Source organism: Leifsonia soli (genome assembly GCF_013408745.1).
GTDB classification, from domain to species: Bacteria; Actinomycetota; Actinomycetes; order Actinomycetales; family Microbacteriaceae; genus Leifsonia; species Leifsonia soli.
Window position 1 is genome coordinate 1647241 of record NZ_JACCBJ010000001.1, and the last position, 19155, is coordinate 1666395.

Below are 19155 nucleotides of genomic sequence, written 5' to 3' on the forward strand. Positions count from 1 at the left end.
CATGACACACGACACCCCATCCGCCGTGCCGGAGCTGGCCGCCCGCGACCTGTCGCTCGCCTATGAGGGACGGGTGGTGGTCGACGCGCTCGACCTCGACATCCCGTCCGGCCGGGTGACCGCCATCGTCGGACCGAACGCCTGCGGCAAGTCGACCCTGCTGCGCGGGCTGTCGCGGCTGCTGCCGCCCGCCTCCGGCAGCGTCCTGCTCGACGGCTCCGACATCCACTCGCTGCCGACGAAGCAGGTGGCGCAGCGCCTGGGGCTGCTCCCGCAGTCGCCCACCGCACCCGACGGCATCACCGTCGCGGACCTCGTCTCGCGCGGCCGCTACCCGCACCAGGGCTGGTTCCGGCGCTGGACGGCCGCCGACGACGAGGCCGTCGCCGAGGCGATGACCGCGACCGGCGTCACCGACCTCGCCGACCGGCCCGTCGACGAGCTGTCCGGGGGTCAGCGGCAGCGCGTGTGGATCGCGATGGCGCTCGCCCAGCGCACCGACATCCTGCTGCTGGACGAGCCGACGACCTTCCTCGACCTCAGCCACCAGCTGGATGTGCTCGACCTCATGCTCGACCTCAACGCCGCCCGCGGGACGACCGTCGTCATGGTGCTGCACGACCTCAACCTGGCCGCGCGCTACGCCGGGCACCTGGTCGCCATGCGCTCGGGGTCGGTCGTGGCGGCCGGCGATCCGGCCGCGGTGGTCACCGCCGAGCTCGTTCGCGACGTGTTCGGGGTCGAGTCCGTCATCGCCGACGATCCCGTGACAGGGACCCCTCTCGTCGTCCCCCTCGGCCGCCACCACCGCCCGGGCGTCGAACGGTGAGCGGATGCCCTAATCCGGGTCGAATTCGGACGTGATGTCACCACTCGGCGGGAGGGACTCCTGGTCGCGGATCTCGTCCTGCAGGTCGCGCAGCGTCGAGCGCAGCGCGCGCTCCGCATCCAGCCCCTGCGCTTTGGCCGACGCGACGATCGCGAGAAGCAGCGGGCCGAGCTCGTCCTCGCTTCCCACCTGGACGCCGCCCGACTCCTGCAGATCGAGCAGCCCGACCTTCTGAGCGCGGCCGAGCAGCTTGTCGGCCAGCGCGAGCGACGGCATGCCCTGAGGGATGCCGTCGAGCACGCTCGTGCGGCCCGGCTTCTCCTGCTTCTTCAGCTCGTCCCAGAACCCGACCACGTCGTCCGCGGTCTCCGCGCGCCGGGCGTCCGCGGCGGTGCGGTCGCCGAAGACATGCGGGTGGCGGCCGACCATCTTCGCGGTCATGTGGGCGGCGACATCCTGGATGTCGAAGTCCTCCCCGGGCGTGTGCGCGGCGATGTCGGCGTGGAAGAGCACCTGGTAGAGCACGTCGCCCAGCTCCTCGAGGAGCTCGTCGCGGTCACCGGTCTCGATGGCGTCGATGAGCTCGTAGGTCTCCTCGATCAGGTACTGCACCAGCGATTCGTGGGTCTGGTCGGCATCCCACGGGCACCCGCCCGGAGCGCGCAAGCGGGCCATCACGGCGACCAGCTCGTCGAGCTTCGTCGCGGCCTCCGGAACCACGACCGGTCCGGCGTCCCGACCCACTGCCTCGCCCATGCGGACCTCCTCGCTCTACGATTCATCCATCCTGCCACCGGGTAGAGTCGAGAGCGGTGTGCCGGGAAGTCTGGTCGGCGTCGTTTCCGTGACCCCGCATGATTGGTGACCGCATGAGCATCATCCGATCCGAGCGCACCGCCGCCGGACTCCTCCTCGGCGCCGCCGCGCTCGGCCTCCTCCTCGCCAACACGCCCGTGGGCCCTGCGCTGCTCGACGTGCAGCACGCCCACCTCGGCTCCGGCCCGCTCGACCTCAGCGTCGGCCATTGGATCAGCGACGGCCTCCTCGCGGTCTTCTTCTTCATCGTCGCGGTCGAGCTCAAGCACGAGCTCGTCGTCGGCGAGCTGAACAGCGTGCAGAAGGCCATCCACCCGGCGATCGCCGCGGTCGCCGGCGTCATCGTGCCGGCCGGGATCTACCTGGCGTTGACCGCGGGCACCGGCCTGTCGCAGGGCTGGCCCATCCCGACGGCGACGGACATCGCCTTCGCCCTGGGGGTGCTCGCCGTCTTCGGCCGCGGTCTGCCCAACCGGCTGCGCGTCTTCCTGCTCGCCCTCGCCGTGCTCGACGACCTCATCGCGATCGTCATCATCGCCGTGTTCTTCACCACCGACCCGAACCTGGTGGAGCTCCTGCTCGCCGCCGTCGCGGTCGCCGTGTTCGGCGTGCTGAGCCGGATGCTGCACGGGCGGATGCGGTGGCCGCTGGGCGTCCTCATGGTGCTGCTTGCGCTGCTCACCTGGTGGCTGGTCTACGACTCCGGCGTGCACGCGACCATCGCGGGCGTCGCCCTCGGCCTGGTGATGTCGCGCCGGCCCGCCGGGCGGGTCACCCACGTGCTGGAGCCGTGGTCGAACGGCCTCATCCTGCCGCTGTTCGCGTTCTCGGCGGCGCTCGTCCCCATCCCCGCCGTGGCTCCGTCGGAGCTCTCGCCCGCGTTCTGGGGCATCCTGGTCGCGCTGCCGGTGGGCAAGCTGATCGGCATCACCCTCGGCGGATGGCTGGGCTCGTTCACGAAGCGCGGCGACGAACGCGGCCGCATCTCCCTCTTCGGGCTCATCACCGTCGCCGCGCTCGGCGGGATCGGGTTCACCGTGTCCCTGCTGATGAACGAACTGGCGTTCGCCGGGTCGGAGGAGGTGCGGGCGGAGGGCACGCTGGCCGTGCTGCTCGGGTCGGCGGTCGCGATCGTCGTCTCCGGGTTCCTCGTCAGCGCGCTGGCCCGCCGCAACCGCCGCGAGCACCCGCACCCGGCACACCCCTGACCCTGCGCATCCGTGGGTCGCAACACGCCGTTTCGGCTGCCGCATAACGGCGTGTTGCGACCCACGGATGCGGCGGTCAGCTGGCGCGCTCGGCCGCGGCCGGCTCCTTCTCGGGGAACAGCGCGCCGAGCAGGTCCGCCACCCAGGTGATGAGCGACGTGTCGTCCAGCGCCTCGCCGTTCACCCGCGGAAGCGGGACGGTCGCGACCTTCGGCGCGGCGTGGTACTTCGACCCCGGGTACATGCGCTGCAGGCGCACCTGCAGCGAGTCGGGCAGGACGGCCGGCGCCAGGCGCAGGTTGGATCCCATCGCCACGACCTCGCCGAGGCCCGCCTTCTGCGCTGCGCGACGCAGACGGGACACCGCGACCAGGTTGGTCACGGCCTCCGGCGGCGTGCCGTAGCGGTCGGTCAGCTCCTCCAGCACGAGATCGATCTGGCCGTCCTTCGCGGCGGGCGAGCTGGCCGTCGAGAGCTTCTGGTACGCCTCCAGCCGCAGCCGTTCGCTGTCCACGTACTCCTCGGGGATGTGCGCGTCGACCGGGAGCTCCAGCCGCAGCTCGGTCTGCCCCTCGGCGACCTCCCCGCGGAAGGTGGAGACCGCCTCGCCGATCATCCGCAGGTAGAGGTCGAAGCCGACGCCCGCGATGTGACCGGACTGCTCGCCGCCGAGCAGGTTGCCCGCTCCACGGATCTCGAGGTCCTTGAGGGCGACCTGCATGCCGCTGCCCAGGTCGTTGTTGGCGGCGATGGTCGACAGCCGGTCGTGGGCCGTCTCGCTCAGCGGCTTGTTCTCGTCCCACAGGAAGTACGCGTACGCGCGCTCGCGGCCGCGGCCGACACGACCGCGCAGCTGGTGGAGCTGGCTCAGGCCGTACTTGTCGGCCCGGTCGATGATGATCGTGTTCGCGTTGGCGATGTCGAGACCCGTCTCGATGATCGTCGTGGAGACGAGCACGTCGAAGCGCCGCTCCCAGAAGTCGACGACGACCTGCTCCAGGGCGTGCTCGTTCATCTTTCCGTGGGCCACGCCGATCCGGGCCTCCGGCACGAGTTCGGCCAGCTTCGCCGCCATGCTCGTGATCGAGCCGACCCGGTTGTGCACGAAGAACACCTGGCCTTCGCGCAGCAGCTCGCGGCGGATCGCCGCCGCCACCTGCTTGTCCGAGTACGGCCCGACGAAGGTCAGGATGGGGTGCCTGTCCTCCGGCGGTGTCGCCAGGGTCGACATCTCGCGGATGCCGGTGACCGCCATCTCCAGCGTGCGCGGGATCGGCGTCGCGCTCATCGCGAGGATGTCGACGTTGGTCTTCAGCTTCTTCAGCGCGTCCTTGTGCTCGACGCCGAAGCGCTGCTCCTCGTCGATGATGACGAGCCCGAGGTCTTTGAAGCTCACGCCGTCGGCCAGGATGCGGTGGGTGCCGATCACGACATCCACCGTGCCGTCGGCCATGCCGCGCAGGGTCTCACGCGCCTCTTTGTCGGTCTGGAACCGGCTGAGCTGGCGCAGGTGGATGGGGAACCCGGCGAAGCGCTCTTGGAACGTCTCAGCGTGCTGCTTCACGAGCAGCGTCGTCGGAACGAGCATCGCGACCTGCTTGCCGTCCTGCACCGCCTTGAACGCGGCGCGCACGGCGATCTCGGTCTTGCCGAAGCCGACATCGCCCGAGATCAGGCGGTCCATCGGGATGGGCCGCTCCATGTCGGCCTTCACCTCGTCGATGGTCTGCAGCTGGTCGGGCGTCTCGGCGAACGGGAAGGCCTCCTCCAGCTCGCGCTGCCACGGGGTGTCCGGAGCGAACGCGTGGCCCTTGCTGGCCATGCGGGCCGAGTAGAGCTTGACCAGCTCCACGGCGATGTCGCGCACCGCGCGGCGCGCGCGGCCCTTCGCGGCCGCCCAGTCGCTGCCGCCCATCTTGGAGAGCTGCGGAGCCTCCCCGCCGACATAGCGCGTGAGGAGGTCGAGCTGGTCGGTGGGGACGTACAGCTTGTCGCCTGGATAGCCGCGCTTCGACGGCGCGTACTCGAGCACGAGGTACTCGCGCTTCGACTTCACGGCGTTGCGCCCGCCGCTGGAGACCTCGCGCTGCGTGAGCTCCACGAACCGGCCGATACCGTGCGTCTCGTGCACGACGTAGTCGCCGGGCTTCAGCGCCAGCGGGTCGACGACGTTCTTCCGCCGCGCGGCCAGCTTCTTGACCTGGCGGGAGTCGTAGCCGGCCGCACGGCCGTAGAACTCCGCCTCGCTGATCAGCGCGAGCTTCGTCTCCGGCATCTCGAAGCCGTGCTCGGCCGTGGCCTTGACGAGGTAGGCGATGCCGGGCTCCGGGTCGGCCGGGAACTCGTCGACGGGACGCGCGGGCAGCTCGGACTCGGCCAGCACGTCGGCCGCGCGCTCGACCAGGCCGTTGCCCGCGGCGACGATGGCGACGCTCCAGCCGTCGCGCAGCCGGGCGGCCACGTGCTCGACGGCGCCGGAGACGTTGCCCTGGAAGCTGGGGACGGCCTCGGCGTGGATGCGCACCTGCAGGTGCTCCTCCAGCTCGCGCTCCTCGGGGAGGACCTCGTCGGCCTGGAAGCCGCTCATCGTCCACCACGCGTGGTCGGGGCTCGGGGAGCCGGGACGACTGAACTTCACCGAGTCCTTCAGCTGCTGCAGCGTGAGGAAGTCGCCGGCGGCGAGGTCGATCGGGGCGGCCGCGCCGACGGTCGCCGCGCTCCAGGCGGCGGAGAGGAACTCGCGATTGGTCTCGGCCAGGCTCACCGCGCGCGAGGCGACGCGCTCGGGCGACAGCACCGCGACGGCGGCGCCGTCGGGGAGGTAGTGGGTGAGCGGGACGAGGCGGTCGACGAGCGCGGGAGCCAGCGACTCCATCCCCTCGACGGGGATGCCCTCGCCGATCTTGGCGAGCATGGCCGACAGGCTCGGGAACTCGTGCTCCATCTCGCGCGCCCGCTGGCGCACCGACTCGCTGAGCAGCAGCTCGCGGCTCGGCGGCAGGCTCACCTCGGCGATCGGCTCGGGCATCGAGCGCTGGTCGGCCACCGAGAAGGCGCGGATCGCATCCACCTCGTCGCCGAAGAAGTCGATGCGGTACGGGTGGTCGGCCGTCGGGGGGAAGACGTCGAGGATGCCGCCGCGGACGGCGAACTCGCCGCGCCGGGTGACCATGTCGACGCGGCCGTACGCCAGGTCGACCAGCTGCGACGCCAGACCGCCGAGGTCGAAGCCGCGCGCGCCGGTCCGCAGGGCGACCGTCGCATAGTCGGTGAGGTTGTCGGCGAGCGGCTGCAGCGCCGCGCGCACCGATGCGACCAGGATGAACGGGGTGCTCCGGTCGCCCTCCGACCAGTCCGCGAGCCGCCGGAGGGCGCTCAGCCGCTTGCCGACGATCTCGGGGCTGGGGCTCAGCCGCTCGTGCGGCAGCGTCTCCCACGCGGGGAACTCGACGATCTCGGCATCCGGCAGGATGCACGGCAGCGCGCCGCGGATGGACTCGGACTCGCGACCGGTCGCGGTGATGAGCAGGATCGCCTGCGACGCCCCCTGCTCGGCACGGCGCCGCAGCAGCCCCGCGAGGAGCGGTGCGCGCAGGCCGTCGGTCAGCGAGAAGTCGGCGTCGCGCGCCGCATAGCCGAGCGCATCGGCGAACGAGGACTCGCGTGCGAGAGCGGCGACCAGACCCTGGAGTATCACTCGGACGATTCTACGTGGGACGGCCGACAGATCGAGGGGGTACGGACAGGTCGGAGGCTCAGATCCATCCCTCGAGCGCCCGCATGAAGCCCTCGTGGTCGTCGCGGTTGATGACATGCCCGGAGCCGGGCACGATCCGGACCTCGTACCCCTCCGAGCTCAGCCGCTCGGCCAGCTCCGGCTTCACCAGCTGCGAGTTGTCCGCCAGCATGACGAGCGACGGCACCGACATGACCTCGGGGGCGCGCATGGCGGAGGGGGTCACCACCACCGGGAGGACGGCCCGGTCGAACGCTTTGAAGGTCTCGACCTCGATGGCGACGTCGGCCGGATCCCAGCGCGGGTTGCGCTTCGCGATGCGCGCCGCCGACTGCCGCGCCAGAGTGCGCAGGAAGGCCGGAGCGAGCAGCTGCTGGAACCGGTTCGCGGCCGGGCACGAGAAGGCGGGGTCGACGTAGATCACACGCCGCGGGTCGAGGCGCTCGATCGCGAGGCTGACGGTCAGCCCGCCGAGCGAGTGGCCCATGACCAGCTCGGGATGCGCGGGCACCGTGTCCACGATGTCCTGGGCCATCAGCTCGGCCGAGTACTCCTCCGTGCGGGGGCTGTGGCCGTGACCGCGCAGGTCGACGGCGATGACGCGGTAGCCGCGCTCGGCGAGCACCGGCCCGACCCGGCGCCAGTTCCGCGAGTCCGACATGACCCCGTGGACCAGGATCGCGAGGCGGTCGCCGGTGCCCCACTCGCGCGTGAACAACTCCATGCCGCTCACGGTACGCGTGATGGCTGACCCGGGGCCGCGTGTCCGCTACGCTCTGGCTGAGCATCCGCCGTGAGGCGGCCCGAATACGAGGGGGACCCGTGACCGACCCGAACCAGCCCGCGTACTACAGCGCCTATCCGCCCCCGCCTTCGGCCTTCGCGCCGGCCGGCTGGGCGGCCCCGCCCGCTCCCCCGCGCTCGCGTGCCCTGGGGGTCACCGCGATGTCGATCGCCATCCCGGTGTTCGTCCTCTCGGTGATCGCGTCCGTGGTCGTCGGCGTCTCGGCCGGACCGCTCGCGACGCGCACGTCGTCCAGCTTCTCCTTCAACACGAGCGACCTGACGGCGCAGCAGGCGGAGGCGTTCGCGCCCGTCGCGGTCCTCATGGGCGTGCAGATCCTGCTCGGGACGGCGCTGGGCATCCTCGCGCTCGTGCTCGGCATCGTGGCGGTGGCGACGAAGCGCGGACGGCCGTTCGGCGTCGTGGCCATCATCGTGGCCGCGGCGGCGCCGATCGTCTCGTTCGCCGTGTACACGGCGACCCTGATCGCGACGCTCCCGCCCGCCTGACGGTCCCTCGCGGCCCCCGTCCCTCCGTTTCCGGCGGCGTCGCGGACGGAGGTCGCCGCGGCCGTCCGTGACGCTCTCGCCTCCGTTTCCGGCCGACACGCGGTAGACGGCTGCGTTTCTCCTCCCTTTCCGACCTGCAGAGAGGGAGGCGAAAGCGGAGGTTCGGCCGAGCAGGGAGGACGAAGTGACGGAAAGGGAGGATCGCCCGGGCCGACACGGGGTGACCAGCGTGCGGAAAGGGAGGACATTTCGCCGCGACGCGCCGGCCGACGCGGAGTAGCAGCGTGCCGAAAGGGAGGACATTTCGCCGCGACGCGCCGGCGGACGCGGGGAACGGAGGTTGCGAGGGCCGGGAGGGCCGAGATGTCCTCCGTTCGCTGCGCCGAGCGGCGCGCGAGCGGCGCGGGCGGGGGCGGCGCAGGGGACGGACGGCTCCGGGCGGTGCGGGTCAGCGCGCGTGGAAGCGGTTCTGCGCCGGGGTGAGGCCGTCGGAGGCGATCTGCTCGACGGCGTCGGCCGCATCCGCCACCAGCACCGGCAGGTTCGTACGCTCCGTCGACGAGAAGCCCTTGAGCACATGGTCGGCCGCGGCCGACGAGCCGGGCGGCCGGCCGACGCCGACGCGGACGCGCGTGAAGTCGCCCGTTCCGATCGCGGCGATCACGTCGCGGACGCCGTTGTGGCCGCCGTGTCCGCCGCCGTGCTTGAGGCGGATGGTGTCGAACGGGATGTCGAGCTCGTCGTGCACCACGATCAGGTGCGACGGGTCGAGCGAGTAGAAGCGCAGCAGCTGCGACACCGGGCCGCCGGACACGTTCATGTACGTGTTCGGCTTGGCCAGGACGAAACGCGGGCCGCCGGGGGTCAGCCGACCCTCGGCGACCGTCGCGTTCGTCTTGTGGGTCTTGAAGGTGAGACGACCGCGCGAGGCGAGCTCGTCGAGCACCATCTGACCGACGTTGTGACGTGTGGCGGCGTAGCCGGGCCCGGGGTTGCCGAGCCCGACCACGAGCCACGGCCCGTCGGCGGGTCCCGTGGACGACGCCGGACGGGGGGATTCCATGGGAGGGACTTACTCGGCGCTCTCGCCGGCCTCGGCGTCCGCGGCGGCCTCGGCCGCTGCGGTCTCCTCGTCCTCGGCACGGGCGGACGCCGGCACCGCGATGTTGACGATGAGGAGGTCCTCGTCCTCGGCCAGGGTCGAGCCGGCCGGGAGGTCGAAGTCCTTCGCGAGGTACTGGGTGCCCTCCGGCGCGTCGGTGACGTCGACGACGATGCGCTCCGGGATGTGGGTCGCCTCGGTCTCGAGGCGGATGGTGCTGACCTCGAGCATGGCGATCGTGCCGGAGTAGGGCTCGCCCTCGATGTGCACGGGCACCTCGACGGTGACCTTCTCGCCGCGGCGGATCAGGATGAGGTCGAGGTGCTCGATGATCTGCGACACCGGGTCCTTCTGCACGTCCTTGACGAGCGCGAGCTGTGCCTTGCCGGCGATGTCGAGGTCGAGGACCGCGTTCGCCTTGCGGAGCAGCAGGCCGACCTGGTGCGCCGGGACGGTGATGTGGACGGGGTCGGTGCCGTGACCGTAGATGACGGCGGGGATCTTGCCTGCGGCACGGATCTTGCGCGCCGCGCCCTTGCCGAAGCTCTCGCGCAGCTCGGCTGCGACCTTGTTGGACTCGTCTGCCATGGTGTCTCCTCACCGGACGGGGTCCGGCTGTCGGGCGAGCCGCGAGGCCCGCAGTGTGGTTGTTGTTCGACTCGAACGCATCGAAGTGCGCGAGGAAAGACTGCGTAGCCTGCTCCACCGCGTCGATCACGGATGCTGGGGGCAGCATCCCTCGCCGAAGTTCAGTTGCCGAGTCTACCCGATCGCGGCGCCCTCGCAGGTCGGCCGTACTCTGCCGCGGCTGGACGTGACCGGCGCACTCATTCCCTGGGTCGCAACACGCCGTTACGGCCACGCCATGACGGCGAGTTGCGTCCCACAGACGGACCGGACGGGCCGGTCGGACCGGACGGGCCGGACGGGCCGGTCAGGCGCGGGCGGCCAACTCTGCCGCGATCGCATCCACGAGCTCGTGCGGCGGGCGGGCGACGTCGAGGCGCATGCCCCTCTCGTCGTCCTGGAGCGGCTGGAGGGTGGCGAGCTGCGAGTCGAGCAGCGACACCGGCATGAAGTGGCCCGGCCGGGCGGCCATCCGCGTCGCGAGCAGCTCCCGCGAGCCGTCGAGCTCCGCGAACACCGCACCGGGCGCCTCCGACCGGATCAGGTCGCGGTACGCCCGCTTGAGCGCCGAGCACGCCACGACGACGCCCTCCGGGGCGGTGTCCTCCAGGACCCGGCCGACCTCGCGCAGCCACGGGATGCGGTCGTCGTCGGTCAACGGGATGCCCGATGCCATCTTGGCGACGTTCGCGGGCGGGTGCAGCGCGTCGCCGTCGACGAAGGGCACGCCGAGGCGCGCCGCGAGCTGCTCCCCCACCGTGCTCTTGCCCGAACCGGACACGCCCATCACCACCACCTGCACACGCTCCACGTGCGCTCCTTCCCTGCGTCGCCGGTCACCAGTCGTGCATCGAGCCGTCGAGCAGACGGTTCACCGGCAAGTATGCCGCCTGGTACGGGAAGGATTCGGCGAGCACCTCGTCGTAGTCGACGCCCAGGCCCGGCTCCTCGCCGGGGACGAGCAGTCCGTCCTCGAACCGGTACCCGGGCCGGAACACCTCGTCCGTCTCCGGGCTGTGCTTCATGTACTCCTGGATGCCGAAATTCGGGATCGCGACCCCCAGGTGGATGGCCGCGGCGAGGCCCACGGGCGACACGTCGGTCGGCCCGTGCACTCCGGACTTGATCTGGTACACCGCCGCGTAGTCGAAGATGCGCCGCAGCCCGGTGATCCCGCCGGCGTGGGTGACGGGGCTCCGCACGTAGTCGATCAGCTGCTCCTCGAACAGCTCCCGGTAGTCCCAGATGGTGTTGAAGACCTCGCCGATCGCGAGCGGCGTCGTGGTGTGCTCCCGCACGCGGCGCAGCACGGCCTGATTCTCGGCCGGGGTCACATCCTCGAGCCAGAACAGGTCGTACGGCTCCAGCGACTTGCCGAGCTTCGCCGCCTGGATGGGCGTGAGCCGATGATGGGCGTCGTGCAGCAGCGGCAGCTCCGGCCCGAATTCGTTGCGCACCGCCTCGAAGACGCCGGGGATGTGGCGGAGGTACGCACGCGTGTCCCACTGCTCCTCCACCGGCACCGCACTGCGGCGGGCCGGCTCGTGGTCGTAGCGGGCGGTGCTGCCTCCCGCGCCCGCGTCCGCCCCAGCGACCGCGTTCGGCGACGACGCCACGCCGTACACCGAGCCGAGGCCGGGCACGCCGGTCTGGATGCGGATCGCCCGGTAGCCCTGCTCGAGGTGCGCACGCACCGAGTCGAACAGCTCCGGCAGCTCGGCGCCGGAGGCGTGGCCGTAGGTGAGGCACCCGGTCCGGCTGCGGCCGCCGAGCAGCTGGTAGAGCGGCAGGCCGGCGACCTTGGCCTTGATGTCCCACAGCGCCGTGTCGACCGCCGCGATCGAGGCCATCGTCACGGGGCCGCGCCGCCAGTACGCGCCGCGGTACAGGTACTGCCAGGTGTCCTCGATCCGGTGCGCGTCGCGGCCGATCAGCAGCGGGACGACGTGCTCGCTCAGGTAGGCGGCGACCGCCAGCTCCCGGCCGTTGAGGGTGGCGTCGCCGAGTCCGACGACGCCGTCCTCCGTCGTGATGCGGAGGGTGACGAAGTTGCGGCCGGGGCTGGCGACGAGGACGTCGGCGGAGGTGATTCTCATGCGGGGGCTCCTTGCAGGGATGCGATGCGGTCGGCGATGAGGCCGGCCAGGTCGGTGCGTTCGGTGAGGTCGGGGGCGAGGGCGTCGAGGACGAGGGCGGCGCGGTCCCGGTCGGTCCGCGCGTCGCGGAGGCGCACCGCGAGCCCGGCGGCCCCCGCGTCGTTCACATCCGCGGGGGCGGAACCGGCGAGGTGCCGGGCCCACGCGGCGAGGACGCCCGCCTGCGCGACGCCCGGGGCTCGGCCGCCGGCGAGCCGGGCGCGCAGCGGGTCGAGGATGCGCGGGCCGAGCTTCTGCGAGCCGTCCGCCCCGATCTGGGCCAGCCGGTGCGCGATGCGCCCGTTGGCGAACCGGTCGCGCAGGGCGGCGAGCGCCTCATCCACGACGGCGTCGTCGAACGGGAGCTCGGTGCGCTGTTCGGACCAGAGCAGCTCCAGCTCGTCGCGCAGGGCGGGGTCGCCGACGGCCTCGGCCACGGTCGCCCGGCCGCGCAGCAGCCCGTGGTAGGCCAGCAGCGAGTGGCCGGCGTTGAGCAGCCACAGCTTGCGGCGCTCGAACGGCTCGATGTCGGCGACGAACCGCGCTCCCCCGGCCTCCCAGTCCGGCCGTCCCGCGGGGAAGGCGCCCGCGAGCACCCACTCCGTGAACGGCTCGGTGACGACCGGCGCCGCGTCGTCCCAGCCGGTGAGGCGGCGCACCTCCTCGCGGTCGGCGTCGGTGGTCGCTGGCGTGATCCGGTCGACCATGCTGGAGACGAACGACACTTCGGTGCGGATCCAGTCGCTCAGGCCGGCGTCGGCGGCGGCGAGCGCGAGCACCGCCTCCCGGATGACGTCGCCGTTGCTCGGGAGGTTGTCGCAGCTCACCACCGCGAGGGGGCCCGCGCCCGCCGTCCGGCGGGCGGCGAGGCCGTCGAGCACCCGCGCCGGGGCTCCGGCGCCCGGCCGGTACCCCGCCTCCGTGATGGTGAGGGTGAGCACCGCGACGTCCGGGTCGGCGATGGTCGCGCGCCAGGCGTCGCCATCGGCGCCGTCGTGGACGCGGCTCAGGGCGTCCACCGCCCGGGCGGCGTCGCCGTCCGCGCCGCGCTCGACCAGCGTGTAGACGGCGTCCTGCGCGGCCAGCACGCGTGCGGCCTCGGGGCTGCGACCGGTGAAGGCCGCGATCCCCCAGTCGCCGCCCGCGTCGTTCGCCGCCTGCGTGTACCAGGCCTGGTGGGCGCGGTGGAAGGCGCCGAGGCCGAGGTGCGCGACCCGGACGGCGTGGCGGGCCGACCTCGGCGGCGGCGTCATGCCGCCGCCGTCGTGGCGGTCCGCGCCGCGACCGCGCGCAGATAGGCGAGGTCGTCGCGCGTGCGCTCCCGGAGCGGCACGTCGGTCGAGAAGTCCTCGCAGGTCACCCAGCCGTCATACCCGAAGGCGTGCAGCGCGCGGAAGTACGCATCCACGTCGCCGGCACCGGTGCGGAGAGGCGCCCACTCGTGGTGCCAGCGGACCGTGCCGTCCTCCTCCGGGTCGCCCGGCACCCACGCGGCGTTCTTCACGTGCACGTGGGCCAGGTACGGGCCGAGCAGCTGGAGAGACGCCAAGGTCTCCTCGCGCCCCTCGATGACGAGGTTGCCGAGATCGTGGATGACGCCGACGTGCTCCGGATCGAGCCCGTCGAGCAGCCGGAACGCCGCGGAGGCGGACGGCGTGATCGTCTCGTGGTGAAGCTCGACCAGCGCTTTGACCCCGTGCGCCGCCGCCCGTTCGGCGGCCCAGGCGATGTCGGCGCGGGCGGCGGCGAACAGGGCGCGGTAGTCGCCGGTGTCGGTCCGCGGCATGGTGACGCGCACCTGCCCGGCGCCGAGCCGCGCGGTGGCGGCCAGCATCCGCTCGACGTCCTCGTGCTGGTCGCAGCGGGCGTAGCCGCCGATGCCGGAGAACGCGAGGCCCGACTCCCGGGTGATCCTGGCGATGTCGTCCAGCCGGTCCTCCAGCCCGGTGAGCGGCCAGGTGGCGCGGTTGCCGGCCCAGAATCCCGGCTCGGCGGCGTCCTGCTGGTCGGTGATGCGCCACTCGATGCCGTCCCAGCCCTGCTCGGCGAGGATGCCGGCCGCCTGCTCGGGCGTCCATTCCGGAGTGGATGCGGTGAAGACCGAGAACCTCATGCCGGCACCCCCGTCGTGACGACGACATCGTCGAGCTCGCCCGCGACCACCTCGTCGAAGCGGACCGGTCGGCCGAGCGTGGCCGACAGGTACACGGCGCGGACGACGCACAGCGACGCGAACGCGTCCTCCACCCGCACGCCCGGGGCGCGACCGGAGTCGATCGCGTCGACGATGTCCTCATACTGCCGCAGGTGCCCGGTCACGAAGGCGTCCGGTCCGCGGTCGCCGCCGCGCAGCTCGCCCGCCGGGACCACGTCGGCTGCGCGGTCGGCGGTGTCGCCGTCCGCGAAGAACGCCTCCAGCTGATCGTCGTGCACGACCGCAGAGCCGCGGTCGCCGTGCACCTGGATGCGCACCGCGAGACCCGGGAACGCCGCGGTGGTCGCGTGCAGCACGGCCAGCGCGCCGGACGCGAAGCGGATGGTCGCGACGGCGATGTCCTCGACCTCGACCCGCTCGTGCGCGAGCAGGGCCGTGTGAGCGGTGATCTCGACCGGGCGGCCGAGGAACCAGACCAGCAGGTCGACGGTGTGGACGCCCTGGTTCATCACGGCGCCTCCCCCGTCGAGCTCCCAGGTGCCGCGCCACTGCCCGGAGTCGTAGTACTCCTGGCTACGCCACCAGGCGACCGACGCGACCCCGCTCGTGACGCGGCCGAACCGTCCGGTGTGCGCGGCGTCGGCCATCGCCCGGGAGGCCGGGTCGAACCGGTGCTGGCTGATCACGGAGACGACGAGGCCGTCGCGCTCGGCTGCGCGGGCGAGGTCGAGGATCTCCCGCGCGCGGCCCATGTCGGTGTCGAGCGGCTTCTCGATGACCACGTTCGTTCCTGCGGCGATCGCCTCGCGCGCCGCCGCGACGTGGAGTCCGCTCGGCGTGCAGATGACGACGAGGTCGAGCGGAGCGGCCGCGAGCGCCGCGGTCAGCGTCGTGAACTCGGCCGGGCGGGCGGCGCCGGACTCTGCGGCGATCGTGTCGGCGAGCGTGCGCGCGGCCGCGGGGACCGCATCCACCAGAGCGGTGATCGCGAGGCGGGAATGCCGCAGGATCGCGCGGGCGTGGTTGAGGCCGATGATGCCGCAGCCGACGATGCCGACGCGCAGCGGGGCTGCGGGTGAGGGGTCTGTCATGCGAGGGTCACTCCGATCCGGTCGGTGAGGAGGCGGAACGCGCGCCCGGCCCGCCCGAAGGCCGCAGGCCCCGAGAAGCCGCCGAGCGCGTTCACGTCGGTGAGATGGGGTTCGAGCGAGGCGAAGCCGGCGTAGCCGTCGTCGCGGAGCGCGGTGAGGGTCTCGAGCAGCTGGCCGTCGCCCTCGCCGGCGGGGACGACCTCGCCGGTGGCCGAGAGCGCATCCTTCACCTGCAGGTACTCCAGGTGCGGACGCAGCAGCGCGTAGCCGTCGTCGAAGGGACGCGCGACGCCGACCTGCACGAAGTTCGCGCTGTCCCACGCCAGCCGGAGGGCCGGGGAGCCGACCGTCTCGACGATGTCGAGGCAGCGCTCCGGGGTGTCCCCGTAGATGTCCTTCTCGTTCTCGTGCAGCAGGATCACGCCGGCGGCCTCCGCGCGATCGGCCAGCGCGCGCATCCGCACCATCACGTCGTCGCGGATGCTCTCCACCGCGACGCCCTCCGCACGGAAGAACGAGAACAGCCGGATGTAGCGGGAGCCCAGGCGCTCGGCCGCGGCGATCGCGCGGCCCAGCCGCTCCACTTCGTGCTCGACCGGCAGCGCCACATCCACCTTGCCGACCGGCGACGCGATGGCCGACACGCCCATCCCGCGCTCCTCGAACACGGCGGCGAGCCGGTCGAGCTGCGCCGCGTCGAGGTCGACGATGTTGACGCCCCACGCGCTCCGCACCTCGATGAAGCTCGCACCGAGGGCCTGCAGCACCGCCGTCTGCACGACGGGGTCCGCGTCGATCTCGTCGCCGAACCCGGACAGGGTCCACGTCGCGCGATCGGTCATTCCTCCACTGTTCACGTCACTCACTGGTCACTTCACTCCTCCGGATGTCAATCCGCCCACCAGGTACCGCTGGAAGACGAGGTACAGCACCACCACCGGCAGTGCGCAGATCAGGGATGCGGCCATCATCTGGCCGTACAGCGGCACCGCGCCGCCCTCCTGCGTCGCCCCGAACACCTGCAGCGCCACCGCCGCCGTCCGCGTCTCGGGGTTCGTCAGCACCGACGCGAACAGCACGTCGTTCCAGCCGAGCAGGAACGCGAAGATGCCGGAGACGACGATCCCCGGCCAGCTGAGCGGCACGACGATGCCGGTGAGGATGCGCCACGACGACGCTCCGTCGATGCGGGCCGCCTCCTCCAGCGCCTTGGGCAGTCCGCGCAGGTAGGTCACCATGACCCAGGTCGAGAACGGCAGGGCGAAGGTGAGGTAGGTGATGAACACCGCCCAGCGCGTCCCGATGATCTGCACGCCCAGCAGCGACGCGGTCGACGAGAACAGCACGAACACCGGGAGCAGCATCAGCGTGCCGGGAATGGACTGCAGGCCGAGCAGCGCCCGGAGGAACGACAGCCGCCCGCGGAACTCGTACCGGACGAGGACGTACGCGGTGGCCACGGCAAGGAACGCGCACACGATCGCGACGGCGCCGCAGATCACGACACTGTTGGCGAGACCGGTTCCGAGGTCGACGGTCGTCCACACCTTCAGGTAGTTGTCGAGGTGCAGCTCGGTCGGGAGGAACGCACCGGCCGCGACCGACACATCCGCGTTCACCGACGCGAACAGCATGTAGAGCACCGGGCCGAGCACGATCACGAGCAGCACGGCGATGATCGTGACGATCAGCCAGCGCGGGAGCAGGCGGTGCACGTCGGCACTCGAGCGGACGACGGTCATCGCTGCGCCTCCTCTCCGGAGTCGAGTTTCACGGCCCGCAGGTAGACGAACAGCGGGATGGCGATCAGCACGAGCGAGCAGATCGCCATGGCCGCGCTCAGGCCGAACCGGAAGCTCTGGAAGCTGGTGGTGTAGGTGAGCACGGGCAGGACGTCGACGTCCTGCGGCGCCGGGACGCCGAACAGCACGAAGGGCAGGGTGAAGGCGTTGATGTTGTGCAGGAACGCGATGATGAGCGCGAGCAGGATCGAGCCGCGCAGGTAGGGCAGGATCACGTAGCGGAGCTTGATCCACCAGGTCGCGCCGTCGATCGCCGCGGCCTCGTGCACCTCCGGGTCGACGCTCTGGAGGCCGGCGACGACCAGCAGGTAGAAGAACGGCCACGACGTCCAGAGCTGCACGATGATCAGCGACCAGTAGCTGAGCGGCCCGTTCAGCCAGAGCCCCGGATGCGCACCGACCGCGCCGAGCATGCTGTCCACCACACCGCCCGGCTGCAGCATCGTGCGCCACAGCGTGCCGACGACGAATGCGGGAAGCACGTACGGGATGAGGAACAGCGAGCGCACCAGGGCACGGCCGCGGAAGCGGTTCTGCGTGGCGAGCGCCGCCGCCAGCCCGATCGGCAGGGTGACGACCGCGGCGATGACCGCGAACGAGACGCTGATCCCGATCGAGCGCAGCAGGGGCGACGACGCGACCGCCTCCACGTAGTTGCCGAGTCCGACGAACGGCGCCTGGAGCCAGCTCTGCAGCGTGTACTGGTCGAGGTCGAGGGTCGACATCACGACGGCCACGATCAGCGGGACGACGATGACGACCAGCATCAGGATGCCGCCGGGGAGCAGCATCCAGAGCGGGCGGTTGCGTCGTTCGAGGCCGCGGCGGCGGCCGCTGCGGGCGGAGCCCCGGCGGGCGGAGCCGGGGCGGCCGCCCGCGGGAGCGCGTCCCGCGGGCGAGCCGTCGGCCGGCGCCGTGCCCTGCGGCGCGGCGATGGTGGGATTCGACATCGGTCCGACTACTTCGCCTTGCTCAGCGCGGCCTGGGCGGTCGCTTGCGCGGCCTTCAGCCGCGACTGCAGGTCGGACGACGACACACCGCCCGACGAGAGAGCCGGGATGGACTGCACCACCACGTTCACGAGCGCCAGCTGGGTGTCGCCCCAGGCGCCGGAGAACGGCGTCCCGTAGGCCTTCGTCCCGGCGTCGAGGATGGGGCCGAGCAACTGGTTGCCTTCCTCGATCCGCTTGGCGGCTGCGGCGTTCGTCGGCAGGTCGCCGAACGTCTTGGTGTACGCGACCTGGTTCTCCTCGCTCGTCAGCATCTTGATGAGCGCGAAGGCGAGGTCCTGGTTCTTCGAGTACTTCGCGACGACCATGTTGTCGCCCGAGATGATCGTGGCGGCGGCCTTGCCGTCACCGGGCAGCTTCGACGCCCCGGGCGGGACGGTCGGCATGACGGCGTACGCGTACTTCCCGGCGACCGGCGACGCGTCGAGCGACACCTGCGACGACGAGGAGACCATCGGGAGGAAGGCGGCCTTCCCCGCGGCGAAGGCGGCGACGGCCTGCGCGTTCTTCCAGCCGATCGCGGCCGGGTCGACCACCTTGTCCTCGGTCAGCCATCCGAAGTACGTCTGGTACGCCTTCTTCACGGCGGCGTCGTCGATGGTCGCCTTCTTCGTCTTCAGGTCGAGCAGGGTGTTGCCCTGCTGCATCGACATGGCCCAGACGAACTTCCAGGGGTCGAAGCTGTCCGCGTAGGCGACGGCCATGCCGTGCACATCGCCGCTGGTGAGCTTCTTCGCCTGCGCGGCCAGACCGTCCCAGGTGGTGGCGGGCTTGTCGATGCCCGCGGCCTTCAGCAGCTCGGTGTTGTACGCCAGGACGAACGGGCGGCTGAGGAACGGGATGCCGACCTCGTCGGACGCGCTCGGACCGGAGATGCCGAGTGTCGCCGGGACGAAGCGGTCGCGGCCTCCGACCTTCTCCCAGTCGTCCTTCGTCAGCTTGACGAACGCGCCCGTGGAGTACGCGGTCGGTGTGAACGTGGTGCCGAGGTCGTAGATGTCGGGCCCCTGGCCGCTCAGCACCGACGTCTGGATCTTCGTGAGCTCGTCGTTCGCCGACGCGAACGTCTCGAACTTCACGGTCGCCCCCGTCTCCTTCTGGAACTGGGCCGAGACGTCGGAGAACCATTTCTGCTGCTGGGTGGGATAGAGCGCGTTGGCCGCGATCATGACATCGAGGGTCTTCCCGGTGCCGTCGACCTTCCCTCCCGCCGACGACGAGGAAGAGGAACCGGAGCCGGAGCATCCGGTGAGCGCGAGGGTTGCGGCCGCGAGGGCCGCCACCGCGCCGAGCGCAAGACGTGATCTCATTCGTGACTCTCCTTTGAGCAGGGATCGTGGCCTCGACCCGG

General features: G+C 71.6%; 17 protein-coding genes. 3 read left to right on the plus strand and 14 right to left on the minus strand.

All coding sequences use genetic code 11. The features are described 5' to 3' along the window. Position 1: 1 nt before the first annotated feature. On the plus strand, positions 2–829 hold the full coding sequence (locus BJ963_RS07965; protein WP_179455765.1) for an ABC transporter ATP-binding protein: 828 nt from the start codon (positions 2–4) through the stop codon (positions 827–829). Positions 830–838: 9 nt separating this feature from the next. On the opposite strand, the gene BJ963_RS07970 is transcribed toward BJ963_RS07965, so the two are convergent. Beyond that, positions 839–1585 (minus strand): nucleoside triphosphate pyrophosphohydrolase, encoded by a 747-nt coding sequence (locus BJ963_RS07970; protein ID WP_089909461.1) that lies wholly within the window; start codon positions 1583–1585, stop codon positions 839–841. Positions 1586–1698: 113 nt separating this feature from the next. Between BJ963_RS07970 and nhaA the strand changes: the two genes are divergently transcribed. Further along, on the plus strand, positions 1699–2853 hold the full coding sequence (gene nhaA, locus BJ963_RS07975; protein WP_179455768.1) for a Na+/H+ antiporter NhaA: 1155 nt from the start codon (positions 1699–1701) through the stop codon (positions 2851–2853). Positions 2854–2929: 76 nt separating this feature from the next. Here nhaA and mfd read toward each other — a convergent pair whose 3' ends face one another. Continuing rightward, on the minus strand, positions 2930–6550 hold the full coding sequence (gene mfd / locus BJ963_RS07980; protein WP_179455770.1) for a transcription-repair coupling factor: 3621 nt from the start codon (positions 6548–6550) through the stop codon (positions 2930–2932). Between the two features lie 58 nt (positions 6551–6608). Then, complete coding sequence (locus BJ963_RS07985) at positions 6609–7313, minus strand: alpha/beta fold hydrolase (protein ID WP_179455771.1); 705 nt, start codon at positions 7311–7313, stop codon at positions 6609–6611. A 98-nt stretch (positions 7314–7411) separates the two neighbouring features. Between BJ963_RS07985 and BJ963_RS07990 the strand changes: the two genes are divergently transcribed. Next, entirely contained in the window at positions 7412–7882 is a 471-nt protein-coding gene (locus tag BJ963_RS07990) for a hypothetical protein (protein WP_089909448.1), read from the plus strand. Between the two features lie 448 nt (positions 7883–8330). Here BJ963_RS07990 and pth read toward each other — a convergent pair whose 3' ends face one another. From pth to BJ963_RS08045, 11 genes are all read right to left on the minus strand, one after another. Beyond that, on the minus strand, positions 8331–8945 hold the full coding sequence (gene pth, locus BJ963_RS07995; protein ID WP_089909445.1) for an aminoacyl-tRNA hydrolase: 615 nt from the start codon (positions 8943–8945) through the stop codon (positions 8331–8333). Positions 8946–8954: 9 nt separating this feature from the next. Further along, complete coding sequence (locus BJ963_RS08000; protein ID WP_179455773.1) at positions 8955–9572, minus strand: 50S ribosomal protein L25/general stress protein Ctc; 618 nt, start codon at positions 9570–9572, stop codon at positions 8955–8957. 346 nt (positions 9573–9918) lie between these two features. Next, positions 9919–10422 (minus strand): gluconokinase, GntK/IdnK-type, encoded by a 504-nt coding sequence (locus BJ963_RS08005; protein ID WP_179455775.1) that lies wholly within the window; start codon positions 10420–10422, stop codon positions 9919–9921. 25 nt (positions 10423–10447) lie between these two features. Next, positions 10448–11707 (minus strand): D-mannonate dehydratase ManD, encoded by a 1260-nt coding sequence (manD, locus tag BJ963_RS08010; RefSeq protein ID WP_179455777.1) that lies wholly within the window; start codon positions 11705–11707, stop codon positions 10448–10450. Continuing rightward, positions 11704–12999 carry a mannitol dehydrogenase family protein gene (locus BJ963_RS08015; protein ID WP_179455779.1) on the minus strand — a complete coding sequence of 432 codons (1296 nt, stop codon included), beginning with the start codon at positions 12997–12999 and terminating at the stop codon, positions 11704–11706. The genes manD and BJ963_RS08015 overlap by 4 nt, the downstream gene beginning before the upstream one ends. Next, complete coding sequence (locus BJ963_RS08020) at positions 12996–13859, minus strand: sugar phosphate isomerase/epimerase family protein (protein WP_179455781.1); 864 nt, start codon at positions 13857–13859, stop codon at positions 12996–12998. The genes BJ963_RS08015 and BJ963_RS08020 overlap by 4 nt, the downstream gene beginning before the upstream one ends. Continuing rightward, complete coding sequence (locus tag BJ963_RS08025; RefSeq protein WP_179455783.1) at positions 13856–14992, minus strand: Gfo/Idh/MocA family protein; 1137 nt, start codon at positions 14990–14992, stop codon at positions 13856–13858. Before BJ963_RS08025 ends, BJ963_RS08020 begins: the two co-directional genes overlap by 4 nt. Continuing rightward, on the minus strand, positions 14989–15834 hold the full coding sequence (locus tag BJ963_RS08030; RefSeq protein WP_179455785.1) for a sugar phosphate isomerase/epimerase family protein: 846 nt from the start codon (positions 15832–15834) through the stop codon (positions 14989–14991). The genes BJ963_RS08025 and BJ963_RS08030 overlap by 4 nt, the downstream gene beginning before the upstream one ends. A 27-nt stretch (positions 15835–15861) precedes the next feature. Continuing rightward, positions 15862–16734, minus strand: a complete 873-nt coding sequence (locus tag BJ963_RS08035) for a carbohydrate ABC transporter permease (RefSeq protein ID WP_179455787.1) — start codon at positions 16732–16734, stop codon at positions 15862–15864. Further along, positions 16731–17744, minus strand: coding sequence for a carbohydrate ABC transporter permease (locus BJ963_RS08040; RefSeq protein ID WP_179455789.1), 1014 nt, complete (start codon positions 17742–17744; stop codon positions 16731–16733). Before BJ963_RS08040 ends, BJ963_RS08035 begins: the two co-directional genes overlap by 4 nt. An 8-nt stretch (positions 17745–17752) precedes the next feature. Next, complete coding sequence (locus tag BJ963_RS08045; RefSeq protein WP_179455791.1) at positions 17753–19114, minus strand: ABC transporter substrate-binding protein; 1362 nt, start codon at positions 19112–19114, stop codon at positions 17753–17755. Positions 19115–19155 lie beyond the last annotated feature (41 nt).